The sequence below is a fragment of the Streptomyces sp. NPDC046915 genome (assembly GCF_040644935.1).
Lineage (GTDB): Bacteria > Actinomycetota > Actinomycetes > Streptomycetales > Streptomycetaceae > Streptomyces.
On the sequence record NZ_JBEYXB010000013.1, the window covers coordinates 40,393 to 56,212 of the forward strand.

Sequence of the window (15,820 nt, forward strand, 5' to 3'; positions counted from 1 at the left end):
GAACCGAGTAAACCGTGAGTAAGTTGCATAGGTGTGGGACCGCGATCACGGGGGACCACGGAGGGCCCGAGAACACGAGGGCCTGACGGATCGACAGCGAACTTCGAGGGGCGCACCTTGGCTTTCCAGATGCCGGACCGCGGCGGAGGCCCGACGGGACCGCGGATCAGAGTGGGCCGCCCGTCCCGGCGAGCCCGGACCCTGCTCATGACCTTGGGGGTCCTCGCCGCGCTCGGCATGGCGTTCACCATGTTCGCCGGCTTCTGGACGGACTGGCTCTGGTACCGCTCGGTGCACTACTCGTCCGTGTTCACCACCACCCTGTGGACGAAGACCGGCCTGTTCTTCGTCTTCGGGCTGCTGATGGCCATAGCGGTCGGCTTCAACATCTGGCTCGCCCACCGGATGCGGCCCCCGCTGAGCGCCATGTCCATGGAGCAGCAGAGCCTGGACCGCTACCGCATGGGTATCGCGCCGTACAAGAAGTGGCTGTTGTTCGCCATCACCGCCCTGGTGGGCCTGATCGCGGGCGCCTCCGCGGCCGGGCAGTGGCGGACCTGGCTGATGTGGGTCAACGGGGTGCCCTTCCACCAGAAGGACCCCCAGTTCCATCTGGACGTCTCGTTCTACGCCTTCGACCTGCCCTGGTACCGGTTCCTGCTCGGCTTCGGCTTCGCCGCCGCGATCCTGTCCCTGATCGCCGCCGCGCTCACCCACTACCTGTACGGCGGGCTGCGCGTCACCAGCCCGGGCGCCCGCGCCACGGCCGCGGCGACCGGGCACCTGTCGGTGCTCCTCGGCGTGTTCGTCGCCCTGAAGGCGGTCGCCTACTGGCTCGACCGGTACGGGCTGGCGGTCAAGTCCAGCGACTTCAAGGCCAGCGACCACTGGACCGGCCTGAGGTACGTCGACGCCAACGCCTATCTGCCCGCCAAGACGATCCTGTTCTGCATCGCCGTCATCTGCGCCCTGCTGTTCTTCGCCACCCTGTGGCGGCGCACCTGGCAGCTGCCCATGATCGGCTTCGGCCTGATGGTGCTCTCCGCGATCCTCATCGGCGGCCTGTACCCGGCGATCGTCCAGAAGTTCCAGGTCCAGCCGAACGAGCAGGCCAAGGAAGCGCCGTACGTCGAGAAGAACATCAAGGCCACGCGCGAGGCGTACGGCATCGACGACGCGGACGTCTCCGAGTACGCGGGCGAGAGCACCACCAAGGACAAGGCGGCCCTGCGCGACGACGCCGACAAGGCGGCGAGCATCCGGATCCTCGACCCGAACATCGTCTCGCCCACGTTCCAGCAGATGCAGCAGATGCGGAACTACTACGGTTTCCCGACCAACCTCGACGTCGACCGGTACAGCAAGGACGGCGAGGACGGTAAGGACCAAGACACCGTCATCGGCCTGCGCGAGCTGAACCTCGCCGGCATCCCCAAGAAGAACTGGATCAACAACCACTTCCGCTACACCCACGGCTACGGGGTGGTCGCCGCCAAGGGCACCGAGGCGGACTCCGAGGGACAGCCGGTCTACACCGAGAAGAACCTGCCGTCCAAGGGCGACCTCCCGACGTACCAGCAGCGCGTCTACTACGGCGAGAAGACCACCACGTACTCCATCGTCGGCGGCCCCCAGAAGGAGGTCGACTACTCCGACAACGAGGGCGAGAAGACCACCAGCTACAAGGCCAAGAGCGGGGTCAGCCTCTCCAGCCCGATCAACCGCGCCGCCTACGCGGTGGCCTTCAACGAGCCGCAGATGCTCTACTCGGGCGCGATCGGCAAGGGTTCGCGGATCCTCTACAACCGCACGCCCAAGGAGCGCGTCGAGGCGGTCGCCCCCTGGCTGACCATCGACGGTGACGCCTACCCGGCGGTCGTGGACGGCCGTATCCAGTGGATCGTCGACGCGTACACGACGACGAACGGATATCCCTACGCCTCCCGTACGACCCTCGGCGACACGACCGCCGACTCGCTGACCGCCACCAACAACAACCGCGCGGTGGTGGCCCAGCAGAACCAGGTCAACTACATCCGCAACTCGGTGAAGGCGACCGTCGACGCGTACACCGGCGAGGTCAAGCTCTACCAGTGGGACACCAAGGACCCGGTCCTGAAGACCTGGATGAAGGCATTCCCCGGCACGGTGAAGCCGAGGACCGCCATCTCCGACACCCTGATGTCCCATCTGCGGTACCCGCAGGACCTGTTCAAGGTCCAGCGCGAGCTGCTCACCCGCTACCACGTGACCGACGCGCAGACCTTCCTGACCGGCAGCGAGGTGTGGCAGGTGCCGAACGACCCGACGAACAAGTCGGGCAACGCGGTACCGCCGTACTACCTGAGCATGCAGATGCCCGGCCAGGCGTCGCAGGCGTTCTCGCTGTCGACGACGTTCACACCGAACGGCCGGGACAACCTGAGCGCCTTCATGTCGGTCGACGCCGAGGCGGGCACCAGCGACTACGGCAAGATCAGAGTGCTGAAACTGCCGACGAGTACGGCGGTCGAAGGGCCGAAACAGGTCCAGAGCAAGTTCAACTCCGAACAGGAGATCGCCGCGGCCATCAAGCTGCTCAAGGGCGGCGACTCCGACATCGAGTACGGCAACCTGCTGACCGTGCCGCTCGACGGAGGCCTGCTGTACGCGGAGCCGGTCTACGTGCGCGGCGGCGGCCTCAAGTACCCGCTGCTGAAGAAGGTGTTGGTGACCTACGGGGGCAAGACCGCCTTCGAGAACACCCTCGACGACGCCCTCAACGTGGTCTTCGGGGCGAAGCCGTCGACCACGCCGTCCGACACGGACACCGGCAACGGCAACGCCAACCCGCCCACGTCCGGCAACCCGACGGTCCAGCAGGCCCTGAAGGACGCCCAGAAGGCGTTCGACGAGGGCCAGGAGGCCCTGAAGAAGAACGACTGGACGGCGTACGGCAAGGCGCAGCAGGACCTGGAGGACGCGCTGAAGCGGGCCGAGAAGGCGCAGTCCCAGCCGGACAAGACCAGCGGCGGCCGACCGGGCTGATCAAGAGGCACCCCGCGCCGTGATACGGTTGCTGCACAACGGCGCGGGGTGGAGCAGCTCGGTAGCTCGCTGGGCTCATAACCCAGAGGTCGCAGGTTCAAATCCTGTCCCCGCTACTGACACCGAAGGCCCGGATCCATAACTGGATCCGGGCCTTCGTGGTGTGCGGACAGGCGGCGAACGCATGTACCGGTGCGCGGAGCCGCCGCGCCGCCGTGGGGAGATCGGCGATCTGTGTTTGACTTGTCTCTCTGTGGGCATGTCGACAAAACGCTGAAGTGACCTCACGGGCTGCGGTATACCGGGTGTACCCCGGTTGTAGGTGGTGCGACGATGGACGTTATGGGGGACAAGGCAACTCTGTTGGATACAGGGCCTTTTGTGCAGCCTGCTGATTTTGCGCAGGATGCCGACGTTGTGCTGCCCGCCGACCTCGCGCCGTCCGCCGACCGCGACGAGGCAGGTGAGGCCGCGGAGGAGGCGCGTCAGCGGCTCGCCGCGCAGGCCGGTGACGCCGAGGCGATGAGCGTCCTCGGAGCCATGCTGCTGCGCCGCGGCGACCTCGACGGCGCCGAACCCCATCTGCGTGCCGCCACGGCGGCCGGCGACCGGGCCGCCGCCAACAACCTGGGCGTCCTCCTGCACCAGCGGGGGTACCCCGACGAGGCCGCCGGGTGGTGGCGGATCGCCGCCGTCGCCGGTTCCGCGGCGGCCGCGCACGCGCTGGGCCGGCACCACCGTGAGCGCGGGGACGAGCCCGCCGCCGAGTACTGGCTGCGGCAGTCCGCCGAGCAGGGGCACCCACTGGGCGCGTACGCGCTCGCCGACCTGCTCGAGCACCGCGGGGACGAGCCCGCCGCCCAGCAGTGGATGCGGGCCGCCGCCGAGCGCGGCCACCGGGAGGCCGCGTACCGGCTGGCGCGCGCACTCGACCGCAGAGCCACGAACGAGGAGGAAACCGGCGCTGACAACGCTGTCGAGGAGGTCGAACAGTGGTATCGCCAGGCCGCCGCGCGCGGGCACCGGCGGGCCGCGCTGCACCTCGGCGCGATCCTGGAGAAGCGGGGCGAACTGAAGGAGGCCGGGCGCTGGTACCTGACCTCCGCCAAGGACGGTGAGGCGCGCGCCGCCTGCGCGCTCGGCTTCCTGCTGCGCGACGCCGGGGACACCGAGAGTGCGGCCGTGTGGTGGCTCAGGGCCGCGCAGGACGGCGACGGCAACGCGGCCAACGCGCTCGGCGCGCTGCACGCCGAACGCGGCGAGACGCAGACCGCCGAGCGGTGGTACCGGGCGGCGACGGACGCCGGTGACGACAACGGCGCCTACAACCTCGCGCTGCTCTGCGCCGAGCAGGGCCGGACCGCGCAGGCCGAGCAGTGGTACCGGCGGGCGGCGTACGCCGGGCACCGGGAGGCGGCGAACGCGCTCGCGATCCTGCTGCTTCAGGGCGGCGACACGACGGGCGCGGAGCCGTGGTTCTCCAAGGCGGCCGAGGCCGGGAGCGTGGACGCCGCGTTCAACCTGGGGATCCTGTACGCCGGGCGGGGCGAGGACGTCGTCGCGCTGGGCTGGTACGAGCGGGCGGCCGCCGCCGGGCACACGGAGGCGGCGTTGCAGGTCGGGATCGCGCGGCTGCGGGAGGGTGACGAGCAGGAGGCCGAGCGGCATCTGCGGTGCGCGGCGGGCGGCGGCAGCGCGGAGGCCGCGTACCGGCTGGCGACCGTGCTCGACGCGCGGCGGCCGGCCGAGCCGGCGCACGAGCTCGGTGAGGTCGTGCACGAGAAGACCGAGTGCGAGGAGTGGTACGAGCGGGCGGCGTGCCAGGGGCACCGGCGGGCGCAGGTCCGGGTCGGAATGCTGGCGGCGGCCCGGGGGGACGTGGTCGAGGCGGCGCGGTGGTACCGGGCGGCGGCGGAGGCCGGGTCGCGGAACGGGGCGTTCAACCTTGGGCTGCTGCTGGCCCGGGAGGGCAGTGAGCCCGAGGCGGCCGTGTGGTGGGAGCGGGCCGCGGACGCCGGGCACGGGCGGGCGGCGCTTCGGCTGGCCCTGGTCTACGCGCGTCGGGGGGAGCTGGCGGTCGGCCAGCGGTGGGCCGACCGGGCGGTGACGCTCGGGCCGGCGGAGGTCGCTGCGCGGGCGGAGCGGTTGCGGGATGCTCTGCGGGAGGAGTTGTCCGCGTAGCGCTGCGCTGTGGCTCCGCCGGGTGTGCGGGTGGGGCTGTGGTTGGCGCCGGGTTTCTCGCCCCCGCCGCCCCTACCCATTCCCGTCCCCAGGGGCTCCGCCCCTTCGACCCCGGCCGGGGGCTGCGCCCCCTGGACCCCTGCGGGGCTGCGCCCCTGCACCCCGCCCGCGGGGCTGCGCCCCCTGGACCCCTGCGGGGCTGCGTCTCCCGGGCCTCCCGGCGGGGCTGCGCCCCCTGGACCCCTGCGGGGCTGCGCCCCTGCACCCCGCCCGCGGGGCTGCGTCTCCCGGGCCCCCGGCGGGGCTGCGTCTCCCGGGCCTCCCGGCGGGGCTGCGCCCCCGCACCCCGCCGCGAGGCTCCGCCCCCCGATCGCCGTGCAGGCCGGATGATCCAAAGCGATTTGCCTCCCGGTGCATCCTTCACGTAATGTTCAGTTCACCGACGCGGGGTGGAGCAGCTCGGTAGCTCGCTGGGCTCATAACCCAGAGGTCGCAGGTTCAAATCCTGTCCCCGCTACTTGAGGCCGAGGGCCGGAATCCAGCAATGGGTTCCGGCCCTCGGTGTTTTGTGGGCAGCGCGCAGCGAGCGCGAACAGCGCGAAGCCCCGGCGCCCCTCAGGGGGCGCCGGGGCTTCGGAGTGTGGCTCAGGCCGTCGCGCAGTTCGGGCAGACGCCGCGGTACGTGACCTCGACGTCCGAGACCGTGAAGCCGAAGCGCTCCGAGTCGGGGAGGTCGGCCAGCGGGTTGCCGACCGGGTGGACGTCCCGGATCGCGCCGCACTGGGCGCAGACCAGGTGCTGATGCGGCCGGTGCGCGTTCGGGTCGTACCGCTTGGCCCGCTGGTCGGTGGAGACCTCGATCACCTCGCCGAGGGAGACCAGCTCGCCGAGCGTGTTGTAGACGGTCGCCCGGGAGATCTCGGGCAGCTTGGCGACAGCCCGAGAGTGGACCTCGTCGGCCGTCATATGGACGTGTTCGCCGTCGAGGACCTCGGCCACGACGCGTCGCTGCGCGGTCATCCGCCATCCGCGTCCGCGCAGTCGTTCCAGAAGGTCGCTCATGCGAACCAGCTTAACAGCAAGAGGACCAGTTTCCGAACAGGTGTGAGTTTGGAGCTTGAATTGAATTAGATGAAGTCCAGTGTAGGATCGAGGCTGGAATTGGTTGAGTTGCAGGAATGAGTAGAAGTGACGCAGGAGGCGGACGTGACGCAGGGACCGCTCACGACGGAGGCCGGTGCGCCGGTGGCCGACAACCAGAACAGCGAGACCGCGGGCGTCGGCGGCCCGGTGCTCGTCCAGGACCAGCTCCTCCTGGAGAAGCTGGCCCACTTCAACCGCGAGCGCATTCCGGAGCGCGTGGTGCACGCCCGGGGCGCGGGCGCCTACGGCACCTTCACGGTGACCGCCGACGTCACCCCGTACACGCGCGCCGGGTTCCTCTCCGAGGCCGGCAGGCAGACCGAGGTCTTCCTCCGCTTCTCGACCGTGGCCGGCAGCCTGGGCTCCGCGGACGCCGTCCGTGACCCGCGCGGCTTCGCGCTGAAGTTCTACACCGAGGAGGGCAACTACGACCTCGTCGGCAACAACACCCCGGTGTTCTTCATCAAGGACGCCATCAAGTTCCCGGACTTCATCCACACGCAGAAGCGCGACCCGTACACGGGTTCGCAGGAGGCGGACAACGTCTGGGACTTCTGGGGTCTGTCCCCCGAGTCGACCCACCAGGTGACCTGGCTGTTCGGCGACCGCGGCATCCCGGCGTCCTACCGCCACATGGACGGCTTCGGCTCGCACACCTTCCAGTGGAACAACGAGGCGGGCGAGGTCTTCTGGGTCAAGTACCACTTCAAGACCGACCAGGGGATCAAGAACCTGACCGCCGAGGAGGCCGCCGGGCTCGCCGGTGCGGACCCCGACTCCCACCAGCGCGACCTGCGCGAGGCCATCGAGCGCGGCGAGTACCCGACCTGGACGGTCGGCGTGCAGATCATGCCCGCCGCCGAGGCCGCGGCCTACCGTTTCAATCCCTTCGACCTGACCAAGGTGTGGCCGCACGCGGACCACCCGGTCGTCGAGATCGGCAAGCTGGAGCTCAACCGCAACCCGGAGAACGTCTTCGCCGAGGTCGAGCAGTCGATCTTCTCCCCGGCGCACTTCGTGCCCGGCATCGGCCCGTCCCCGGACAAGATGCTCCAGGGCCGCCTCTTCGCCTACGGCGATGCTCACCGCTACCGCGTCGGCATCAACGCCGGCCACCTGCCGGTGAACCGCCCGCACGCCACCGAGGCGCGCACCAACTCCCGTGACGGCCACCTGTACGACGGCCGCCACAAGGGCGCCAGGAACTACGAGCCGAACAGCTTCGGCGGCCCCTTCCAGACGGACCGCCCGCTCTGGCAGCCGGTCCCTGTCTCCGGCGCCACCGGCGACCACGCGGCCCCGGTGCACGCCGAGGACGACGACTTCGTCCAGGCGGGCAACCTCTACCGGCTGATGTCGGAGGGCGAGAAGGAGCGCCTCGTCGGCAACCTCGCCGGCGCCATCGCGCAGGTCTCGCGGGACGACGTCGCCGAGCGCGCGATCGACAACTTCCGTCGGGCCGACGGGGACTTCGGCAAGCGGCTGGAGACCGCGGTCCAGGCCCTGCGAGGCTGACGCGCACCGGTGACGGGCCGGGTCCCTCGCGGGGGCCCGGCCCGTCGCGCGTTCAGGCCGGTACGACGTGCGGCTGGGCGGGTGCGGGTGCCCAGCAGCGGATGATGTCGCGGACCGAGACGATCCCGGCGGGCTCGCCGCGGTCGAGGACGACGAGGTGGCGGAAGCCGCCGTGGGCCATGGCGCGGGCGGCCTCCTCCAGGGTCCAGGTCGGGGCGGCGAACACGACGTTGTTGGTGGTGTGGGCGTGGATGCGTTCCGTGTCCGGGTTCTGGCCGAGGCCCACGGAGTTGAGGATGTCCCGCTCGGTGAGGATCCCGATGCCGCCGGCGTCCGGGTCGAGGACGATGGCGGCGCCGACCCGGCGGGCGGACATCAGGGCGGCGGCTTGGCGGAGGGTGTGGGCGGGGCCGATGGTCAGGACCACCGTGCTCATGGCGTCTCGGACGAGCATGGGATGGAGGCACCTCCTACGAATCCGATGAACCCGTGAAGGACAAGTTCATCGATTCACAAGTTCACAAATGAGGGTGCTCTCAGCGTCCCAGGTAAAGGGCGGGTCAACAAGAGGGCGCACGCGGCCATTTGAGGGCGTGCGTGATCGCCCCGTGGAACTCAGTAGCGCTGGTTGAGATACCCCAGCAACTCGTCGTGCAGCAGGCCGTTCGACGCGGCCGCGTTGCCGCTGTGCGGGCCCGGGCGGCCGTCGAGGCCGGTGAAGGTGCCGCCGGCCTCCGTGACGATGATCGCGTTGGCGGCCATGTCCCACAGGGACAGCTCGGGCTCGGCGCAGAGGTCGATCGAGCCCTCGGCGACCATCATGTAGGGCCAGAAGTCGCCGTACGCGCGCGTGCGCCAGACCTCGCGGGTGAGGTCGAGGAAGCCGTTCAGGCTGCCGCGCTCCTCCCAGCCGCTGAGCGAGGAGTACGCGAAGGAGGCGTCGGTGAGCTTCGACACGCGGGAGACGCGCAGGCGGGTGGCGGAGGACAGGCTGCGGCCGGTGAAGGCGCCGTGGCCCTGCGCGGCCCACCAGCGGCGGCTGAGGGCGGGGGCGGAGACCACGCCGACGACGGGCCGGTAGCCGCCCTCCGCCGCCTCCATCAGGGAGATGAGCGTGGCCCAGACGGGGACGCCGCGGACGTAGTTCTTGGTGCCGTCGATCGGGTCGATCACCCAGCGGCGGGGGCCGGTGCCCTCGATGCCGTACTCCTCGCCGAGGATCGCGTCTCTGGGGCGGGCGCGCTGGAGCTGGCCGCGGATGAGCTCCTCGGCGGCCCGGTCCGCCTCGCTCACCGGGGTCATGTCCGGCTTGGTCTCCACCTTGAGGTCGAGCGCCTTGAAGCGAGCCGTCGTAGCGGCGTCGGCCGCGTCCGCGAGGACGTGGGCGAGGCGGAGGTCGTCGAGGTAGTCGGGCATGCAGGAACCGTATCCGGGTGACCTGGGATGGGGCTACCGGGGGGCGGGAGGTACCACGGGTACGGGGGTACCGGGCCGGGGCGCGGAGACGACCGGCGGACACGCGCTTGCGGTGCGAAGGCGCCCCCCGGTGCCTTCGTGAACCCTTGACAGTGCCTGTCTGCGCGTCAAATCTGGGCCCAGAGCCGCTCGCCCGAGGGAGGCGAAGATGCCTGCAGCGCGGGAATCCCTACTGGACGCCGCCTACACGGCGCTTGCGCGCCGGCCGTGGTCCGCCGTGCGGATGGTGGACGTGGCCGCGGCGGCCGGAGTGTCCCGGCAGACGCTGTACAACGAGTTCGGCAGCAAGGAAGGGCTGGCCAGAGCGCTGGTACGGAGAGAGGCCGACGGGTACGTCGCCGGGGTGGAGCGGGCGCTCGCCGCGCACGCCGACCCGCGCGACCGGCTCACCGCCACCGCCGAGTGGATGACGTCGGCCGCCCGGGACAACGCGCTGGTACGGGCCATGCTCACGGGCTGCTGGAGCGAACGCCTGCCCGCGCCGACGCTGTCCGCCGTGCCGTCCTCCTCCGCCGTACCGGCGCAGCGCCGGGCGGACGGCCCGCTGCCCTCGCCCGGCGACTTCGTACAGATCGTGCGAGACCGGGCGGTCGCGGCGGTGGCCGGCCCCGGTGCGGCCCCGGCGGACACCGTCGAGCTCGTCAGATCCTGCGAACTGGCCGTACGGCTCGCCCTGTCCTGCGTCGCGGCTCCGCCGGGGGAGGGCGGGATCGCGGAGCTGGTGCGCGGTGCCCTCACCCGGCAGCCGGCGTGAGCGACGGCAGGGGCGGGCGCGTCGTCGCAAGTGACCGGCCCGGGTCGCAAGTGACCGGTCCGGACGTCGATTTCGACGACCGGGTCGAGGGTCCGGGCAGTGCGCCCGTCCTCGGATCGCAGCCAAGTCCTCGGCGCGGCGGGCGAGTCGCCGGAGGCCGTGCTGACGCCCGGCCCGTCGGCCGGGGAACTCGATCAGCACCATGCTGCCCTTCCGGTCGCCCTGGATCGAGGGTGTCCTGGACGCGCTCCAAGTACTCCAGGACGTCCGGGTGATGACGAAGGCGAGGCTGGACAGGCCCTAGCGCGCCGAGCCCGACAGTTGCAGGCCGATCACGCCGACGATGACCAGGCTGATGGAGACGATCTTCAGGGTGGAGACCAGGTCGCCGAGGAAGATCATGCCGTAGATCGCGGTGCCCGCCGCGCCGATGCCGGTCCACACCGCGTAGGCCGGGCCCACGTCCAGCTTCTTCAGGGAGAGGGTGAGCAGGCCGAAGCTGCCGAGGGCGAAGCAGCAGAAGGCGATCGTGGGCCAGAGCCGGGTGAAACCGTGGGAGAGCTTGAGGCACACGGCGAAGCCCGTTTCGAGCATTCCGGCCACGATGACCAGCAGCCACGCCATGTGCTGTCCTCCCGTAGGTCCGGCTCGGTGCGATTATGCACTTACCGGACTCGCCGCCTCCCAAACAACGCGCGAACAACACGACGCGCGAATCGACACGGCCGTCAGTCGCCTTCCGTGCGCTCGCGGGTGGCCAGCAGCCTGCGCAGCGAGTACAGCCGTGCCGGGTCGGCGTGCCCCTCGGCCACCCAGGCGTCCAGCGCGCAGTCCGGCTCGTCGTGACTGCACGCGCGCGGGCAGCCCTCCGTGCCGGGTTCGAGGTCCGGGAAGGCGTGGATGACGCGGGTGGGGTCGATGTGCGCGAGGCCGAAGGACCGTACTCCCGGGGTGTCGATCACCCAGCCCCCCGCGGTCGCCAGGGGCAGGGCGAGGGCCGACGTGGTGGTGTGCCGGCCGCGGCCCGTCACCGCGTTGACATGGCCCGTCGTGCGGCGGCGCTCCTTGGGGACCAGCGCGTTGACGAGGGTCGTCTTGCCGACGCCCGAGTGGCCGACGAAGGCCGTGATCCGGCCGTCCAGCTGCTCCCGCACCCGATCGGCCGCGCCGCCGTCCGCCAGTTCCTCGCGGCTGGTGACGACGTACGGGATGTCCAGGTCGCCGTACAGCTCCAGCAGCTTGTCCGGCGGTGCCAGGTCCGACTTGGTCATCACCAGGAGGGGCTCCAGGCCGCCGTCGTAGGCCGCGACCAGGCAGCGGTCGATCAGACGCGGGCGCGGCTCGGGGTCGGCCAGGGCCGTGACGATCGCCAGCTGGTCGGCGTTGGCGACCACCACCCGCTCGAACGGGTCGTCGTCGTCCGCGGTGCGGCGCAGCACCGACGAGCGCTGCCCGATGCGGACGATCCGCGCCAGCGTGTCCTTCTTCCCGGACAGGTCACCGACCAGCGCCACCCGGTCGCCCACCACCGCGGCCTTGCGGCCCAGTTCGCGGGCCTTCATCGCCAGCACCGTACGGCCGTCGACGAGGCAGGTCAGACGACCCCGGTCGACGGTGAGGACCATGCCCTCGGCCGCGTCCTCGTGCTTGGGCCGGATGTTGGTGCGGGGTCGGTTGCCCTTGCGGTTGGGGCGGCTGCGGATGTCGTCCTCGTCGGTGTGCTTGCCGTAGCGGCGCATGGCGGTGCTCCCCTACGCCCTGTCGCTCCCGAGCATCCCGGTCCACAGCTCGGGGAAGTCGGGCAGGGTCTTCGCGGTGGTCGCCACGTTCTCGATCCGCACACCGTCGACCGCCAGGCCGATGATCGCACCGGCCGTCGCCATACGGTGGTCCTCGTACGTGTGGAAGGTGCCGCCGTGCAGCGTGCGCGGGCGGATGTGCAGGCCGTCGGCCGTCTCGGTGACGTCACCGCCCAGCTCGTTGATCTCCTTGGTCAGCGCGGCCAGCCGGTCCGTCTCGTGCAGCCGCAGATGGGCCACGCCCCGCAGCGTCGAGGGGGAGTCCGCGAGCGCGGCGACCGCGGCGATGCCCGGGGTCAGCTCGCCGACGTCGCCCAGGTCCACGTCGACGCCGTGCACCGAGCCGGAGCCGGTGAAGACCAGGCCGTACTCGGTCAGCTCGCAGGAACCGCCCATCTCGGTGAAGATCTCGCGCAGCCGGTCACCCGGCTGGGTGGTCCTGGCCGGCCAGTCCGGGATCAGTACCTTGCCGCCGGTGACCAGCGCCGCCGCCAGGAACGGCTGGGCGTTGGACAGGTCAGGCTCGATGGTCAGGTCACGGCCGAGCAGCGCGCCCGGGGTCACCCGCCAGACGTTCGGCTCGCCGCCCGACTCCGGGGTGTCCACCTGGGCGCCGACCGCGCGCAGCATGTCGACCGTCATCCGGATGTGCGGCATGGAGGGCAGCGTCGCGCCGGTGTGGCGGACCTCGACGCCCTGGTTGAACCGGGGGCCGGACAGCAGCAGCGCCGAGACGAACTGCGACGAGGACGAGGCGTCGACCGACACCGGGCCGCCGTCCAGCGCACCGCCGCCGTGCACGGTCAGCGGCAGCGCGCCGCGGCCGTCGTCGTCGATCCGGGCGCCCAGCACGCGCAGCGCGTCGATCACACCGTTCAGGGGACGCTCGTACGACCTGGGGTCGCCGTCGAAGCGGACGGGGCCGTCGGCCAGCGCGGCCACCGGCGGCAGGAAGCGCATGACGGTGCCGGCGTTGCCGACGTCGACCGTGGCCGGGCCGTGCAGGCCCGTCGGGAGCACCCGCCAGGCCTCGCCCGTGCCGTCCGGGCCCACGCCTTCCTCGATCTCCACGCCCATCGCGCGCAGGGCGCCGGCCATCAGCAGCGTGTCGCGGGAGCGCAGCGGGCGGCGCAGCCAGCCGGGCTCGGAGGCGAGGGCGGCGAGCACCAGGGCGCGGTTGGTGACCGACTTGGACCCGGGCACGTGGACCGTCGCGTCGACGGCTCCGCTCGCGTGCGGGGCGGGCCAGAGGGCGGTGTGGGCGTCGTTCGGGGCCATGGGCCCCACTTTAGTGGTGGACGGTCCGGGGCGTTGCGCGGCTGCGGGCCCGTCGGGGCTGGTCGCGCGAGCCTCAGACTTCCAGCAGCCAGCGGCCGCCGCCGATCAGCGAGCACAGCGACACCACATGGAACAGGAACAGCCACAGGCCCGCCGGGACGTGCGTGAGCCGGGACAGCTGGTCGGCGTCGGAGTCGCCCGCGCCGCCGCGCGTCCGCTTCGCCTGGAGCTCGAACGCCGGGCGGACTCCGCCGAAGAGCAGGAACCACACCACCGCGTAGGCGAACGCGGCCTGCACCTGGGGTCCGGCCAGCCAGGAGACCAGGAGGAAGGTGCCGCCCGTCAGGACCACCGTCAGGACCCCGTACGCGTTGCGGATCATCACCAGCATCACCACCAGGAGCGCGGTCGCCAGCCACAGCAGCAGCGTGATCCGCCCGGCGGCCAGCAGGGCGGCGCCGCCCAGGCCCAGCAGCGGGGGAGCGGTGTAGCCGGAGGCGGCGGTGAGGATCATGCCTATGCCGTACGGCTTGCCGCGGCTGACGGTGAGGCCGCTGGTGTCCGAGTGCAGCCGTATACCGGTGAGCTGCCGGCCGGTGAGCAGCGCGACGAGTCCGTGGCCGCCCTCGTGGGCGATGGTGATGGCGTTGCGGGAGACGCGCCACACGGTGTGCGGGACGACCACCGCGAGCGCCGCGCCCAGGGTGGCGAGCACCACCCACATATCGGGGTCCGGCTGGGTCCCCATGAGACGGTCCCAGAGGTCGGGCAGCGCGGTGGCGGCGGTGCTCTCCATGTTCGGTGGTTGCTCCCTGTCGCTGTGCGGAGTCTGGCAGTGTGGCACGTATGTGCGGACGGTATGCGTCGAGTCGTAGGCCCGAGGATCTCGCGGGAATCTTTGAAATCGAGAAGTGGGAGCCCGAGGAGACCCTGGAGCCGGATTACAACGTGGCTCCGACCAAGGAGGTCTACGCGGTCCTGGACCGTCCTGTGAAGGACGCCGACACGGCATCGACCAGTTCCTCCGTCACGGGGCGCCCGGTTCGCCAGCTGCGCAAGCTCAAGTGGGGGCTGGTCCCCTCCTGGGCCAAGTCGCCCGAGGGCGGCGCGCGGATGATCAACGCGCGGGCGGAGACCGTGCACGAGAAGCCGTCCTACCGCCGCGCCTTCACCGCCCGGCGCTGCATCGTGCCCGCCGACGGCTACTACGAGTGGGTCACCGGCACACAGGAGCGGGACCTGGAGGTCGAGGGGAAGAAGAAGCGGCCGCGCAAGCAGCCGTACTTCGTGCTGCCCGCCGACGGGTCGGTCTTCGCGATGGCCGGGCTGTACGAGTTCTGGCGGGACCGGACGCTGCCGGACGATCATCCGCGGGCCTGGTGGGTGACGTGCTCGGTGATCACCACGGAGGCGGAGCGGACGCCGCTGGCCGTCGCGCCCGGGGAGGGGCCGCATTCGCTGGCCGAGATTCATCCCCGGATGCCGTTGATGCTCACGGCGGATCGGTGGGACGCGTGGCTGGACCCGTCGCGTACCGATGTCGAGGATCTGCGGTCGCTGCTGGCGCCGCCGCCTGCGGGGCTCATGCGGGCGTATCCCGTGTCCACGGCGGTGAGCAATGTGCGCAACAACGGCGCCGACCTGTTGAAGGAGCTGGAGGGGCCGGAGGTGGGCACGCTGTTCTGAGCGGGGTTCGGCACGGTTGCCCGCACCTACGCACCTACGCACCTACGCACCTACGCACCTACGCACCTACGCACCTACGCACCTACGCACCTACGCAGCTACGCAGCTACGCAGCTACGCAGCTACGCAGCTACGCGGCGTTCGCAGGCCTGGATACCGTAGATCTGTGACCCGTACCGACACCGTCGACACCGAAGCCGGCACCGCCCGTGTCACCTGGCACCCGGCCAAGAAGCCGAGGCTCGTCCTGGCCGTCAGCCACGGGGCCGGAGGTGGCATCGAGGCGCGGGATCTCCAGGCGCTCGCCGGGGTGCTCCCGGGGCACGGGGTGAGCGTCGCGCTCGTGGAGCAGCCCTGGCGGGTGGCCGGGAAGAAGGTGGCGCCCGCGCCGAGGACGCTGGACGCCGGGTGGCGCGGGGTCTGGCCGGTGATCGGCAAGCAGGGGCTGCCGGTGGTCTCCGGCGGGCGGAGTGCGGGGGCGCGGGTCGCCTGCCGTACGGCCGGAGAGCTGGGGGCGCATGCTGTTCTCGCGCTCAGCTTCCCCCTGCACCCGCCGGGCAGGCCCGAGAAGTCCCGCGCCGACGAGTTGCTGGGCGCCGGGGTGCCGACGCTCGTCGTGCAGGGCGGCAACGATCCGTTCGGGAAGCCGGAGGAGTTCCCCGAGGGGAGCCACGAACTGGTCGAGGTGCCGTACGGCGATCACGGCTTCGCCGTGCCCAAGCGCGCCGAGATCACCCAGGAGCGGGCACTGGAAGTCATCACCGACGCGGTCGTCCAGTGGACCGCGTCACTCGGCTGACCGCCGGGAATGCGCGGCACCGCGGCACTGTTGTGGCGGACGGAAGTGCTGAACCACCAGCACGGATGTCGTAGGAGAGGGAGTCCGCCGCATGGGTTCGACCATCTGCCCGAGCCGCAGCAGCAGTACTGACCTGGACTGGACAGTGCTGCACGCGGCCAA

The 15,820-nt window shown here is 71.1% G+C and carries 13 protein-coding genes and 2 tRNA genes; 8 read left to right on the forward strand and 7 right to left on the reverse strand.

Annotated elements, in window-relative coordinates; genetic code table 11:
• Window positions 1–129 precede the first annotated feature (129 nt).
• The 4 genes from ABZ915_RS30180 (at window position 130) to ABZ915_RS30195 (ending at window position 5,725) form a co-directional block, all read left to right on the forward strand.
• Window positions 130–3,027, forward strand: coding sequence for a UPF0182 family protein (locus tag ABZ915_RS30180; protein WP_361810173.1), 2,898 nt, complete (start codon window positions 130–132; stop codon window positions 3,025–3,027).
• Window positions 3,028–3,069: 42 nt separating this feature from the next.
• Window positions 3,070–3,143, forward strand: a tRNA-Met gene (locus ABZ915_RS30185).
• Between the two features lie 217 nt (window positions 3,144–3,360).
• Window positions 3,361–5,208, forward strand: a complete 1,848-nt coding sequence (locus ABZ915_RS30190; RefSeq protein ID WP_361809784.1) for a tetratricopeptide repeat protein — start codon at window positions 3,361–3,363, stop codon at window positions 5,206–5,208.
• 443 nt (window positions 5,209–5,651) lie between these two features.
• Window positions 5,652–5,725 (forward strand) — tRNA-Met (locus ABZ915_RS30195).
• 128 nt (window positions 5,726–5,853) lie between these two features.
• Here the strand turns inward: ABZ915_RS30195 and ABZ915_RS30200 are convergent.
• Window positions 5,854–6,270: a Fur family transcriptional regulator gene (locus ABZ915_RS30200; protein WP_361809786.1), complete on the reverse strand. Its 417-nt coding sequence runs from the start codon at window positions 6,268–6,270 to the stop codon at window positions 5,854–5,856.
• A gap of 144 nt (window positions 6,271–6,414) precedes the next feature.
• Here ABZ915_RS30200 and ABZ915_RS30205 point away from each other — a divergent pair, with 144 nt between their 5' ends.
• Window positions 6,415–7,866, forward strand: coding sequence for a catalase (locus ABZ915_RS30205; RefSeq protein ID WP_361809788.1), 1,452 nt, complete (start codon window positions 6,415–6,417; stop codon window positions 7,864–7,866).
• Window positions 7,867–7,918: 52 nt separating this feature from the next.
• On the opposite strand, the gene ABZ915_RS30210 is transcribed toward ABZ915_RS30205, so the two are convergent.
• Together ABZ915_RS30210 and hisN are read right to left on the reverse strand one after the other, a co-directional pair.
• The gene (locus tag ABZ915_RS30210) at window positions 7,919–8,320 is read right to left on the reverse strand and encodes a CBS domain-containing protein (protein WP_361809790.1); all 402 of its coding nucleotides are present in this window, start codon (window positions 8,318–8,320) and stop codon (window positions 7,919–7,921) included.
• A gap of 161 nt (window positions 8,321–8,481) precedes the next feature.
• Window positions 8,482–9,282 (reverse strand): histidinol-phosphatase, encoded by an 801-nt coding sequence (gene hisN / locus ABZ915_RS30215; RefSeq protein ID WP_361809792.1) that lies wholly within the window; start codon window positions 9,280–9,282, stop codon window positions 8,482–8,484.
• A 208-nt stretch (window positions 9,283–9,490) separates the two neighbouring features.
• Between hisN and ABZ915_RS30220 the strand changes: the two genes are divergently transcribed.
• Complete coding sequence (locus tag ABZ915_RS30220; RefSeq protein WP_361809794.1) at window positions 9,491–10,096, forward strand: TetR/AcrR family transcriptional regulator; 606 nt, start codon at window positions 9,491–9,493, stop codon at window positions 10,094–10,096.
• 300 nt (window positions 10,097–10,396) lie between these two features.
• Here ABZ915_RS30220 and ABZ915_RS30225 read toward each other — a convergent pair whose 3' ends face one another.
• The 4 genes from ABZ915_RS30225 to ABZ915_RS30240 form a co-directional block, all read right to left on the reverse strand.
• On the reverse strand, window positions 10,397–10,720 hold the full coding sequence (locus ABZ915_RS30225) for a multidrug efflux SMR transporter (protein WP_361809796.1): 324 nt from the start codon (window positions 10,718–10,720) through the stop codon (window positions 10,397–10,399).
• A 104-nt stretch (window positions 10,721–10,824) separates the two neighbouring features.
• Entirely contained in the window at window positions 10,825–11,835 is a 1,011-nt protein-coding gene (gene rsgA / locus ABZ915_RS30230; protein ID WP_361809798.1) for a ribosome small subunit-dependent GTPase A, read from the reverse strand.
• A 12-nt stretch (window positions 11,836–11,847) separates the two neighbouring features.
• Complete coding sequence (gene aroA / locus ABZ915_RS30235) at window positions 11,848–13,173, reverse strand: 3-phosphoshikimate 1-carboxyvinyltransferase (RefSeq protein ID WP_361809800.1); 1,326 nt, start codon at window positions 13,171–13,173, stop codon at window positions 11,848–11,850.
• 73 nt (window positions 13,174–13,246) lie between these two features.
• On the reverse strand, window positions 13,247–13,969 hold the full coding sequence (locus ABZ915_RS30240; protein ID WP_361809802.1) for a M50 family metallopeptidase: 723 nt from the start codon (window positions 13,967–13,969) through the stop codon (window positions 13,247–13,249).
• A gap of 50 nt (window positions 13,970–14,019) precedes the next feature.
• On the opposite strand from ABZ915_RS30240, the gene ABZ915_RS30245 reads away from it, so the two are divergent.
• Window positions 14,020–14,859, forward strand: coding sequence for an SOS response-associated peptidase (locus ABZ915_RS30245; RefSeq protein WP_361809804.1), 840 nt, complete (start codon window positions 14,020–14,022; stop codon window positions 14,857–14,859).
• A gap of 166 nt (window positions 14,860–15,025) precedes the next feature.
• Window positions 15,026–15,658 (forward strand): alpha/beta family hydrolase, encoded by a 633-nt coding sequence (locus tag ABZ915_RS30250; protein ID WP_361809806.1) that lies wholly within the window; start codon window positions 15,026–15,028, stop codon window positions 15,656–15,658.
• The last annotated feature ends 162 nt before the right edge of the window (window positions 15,659–15,820 follow it).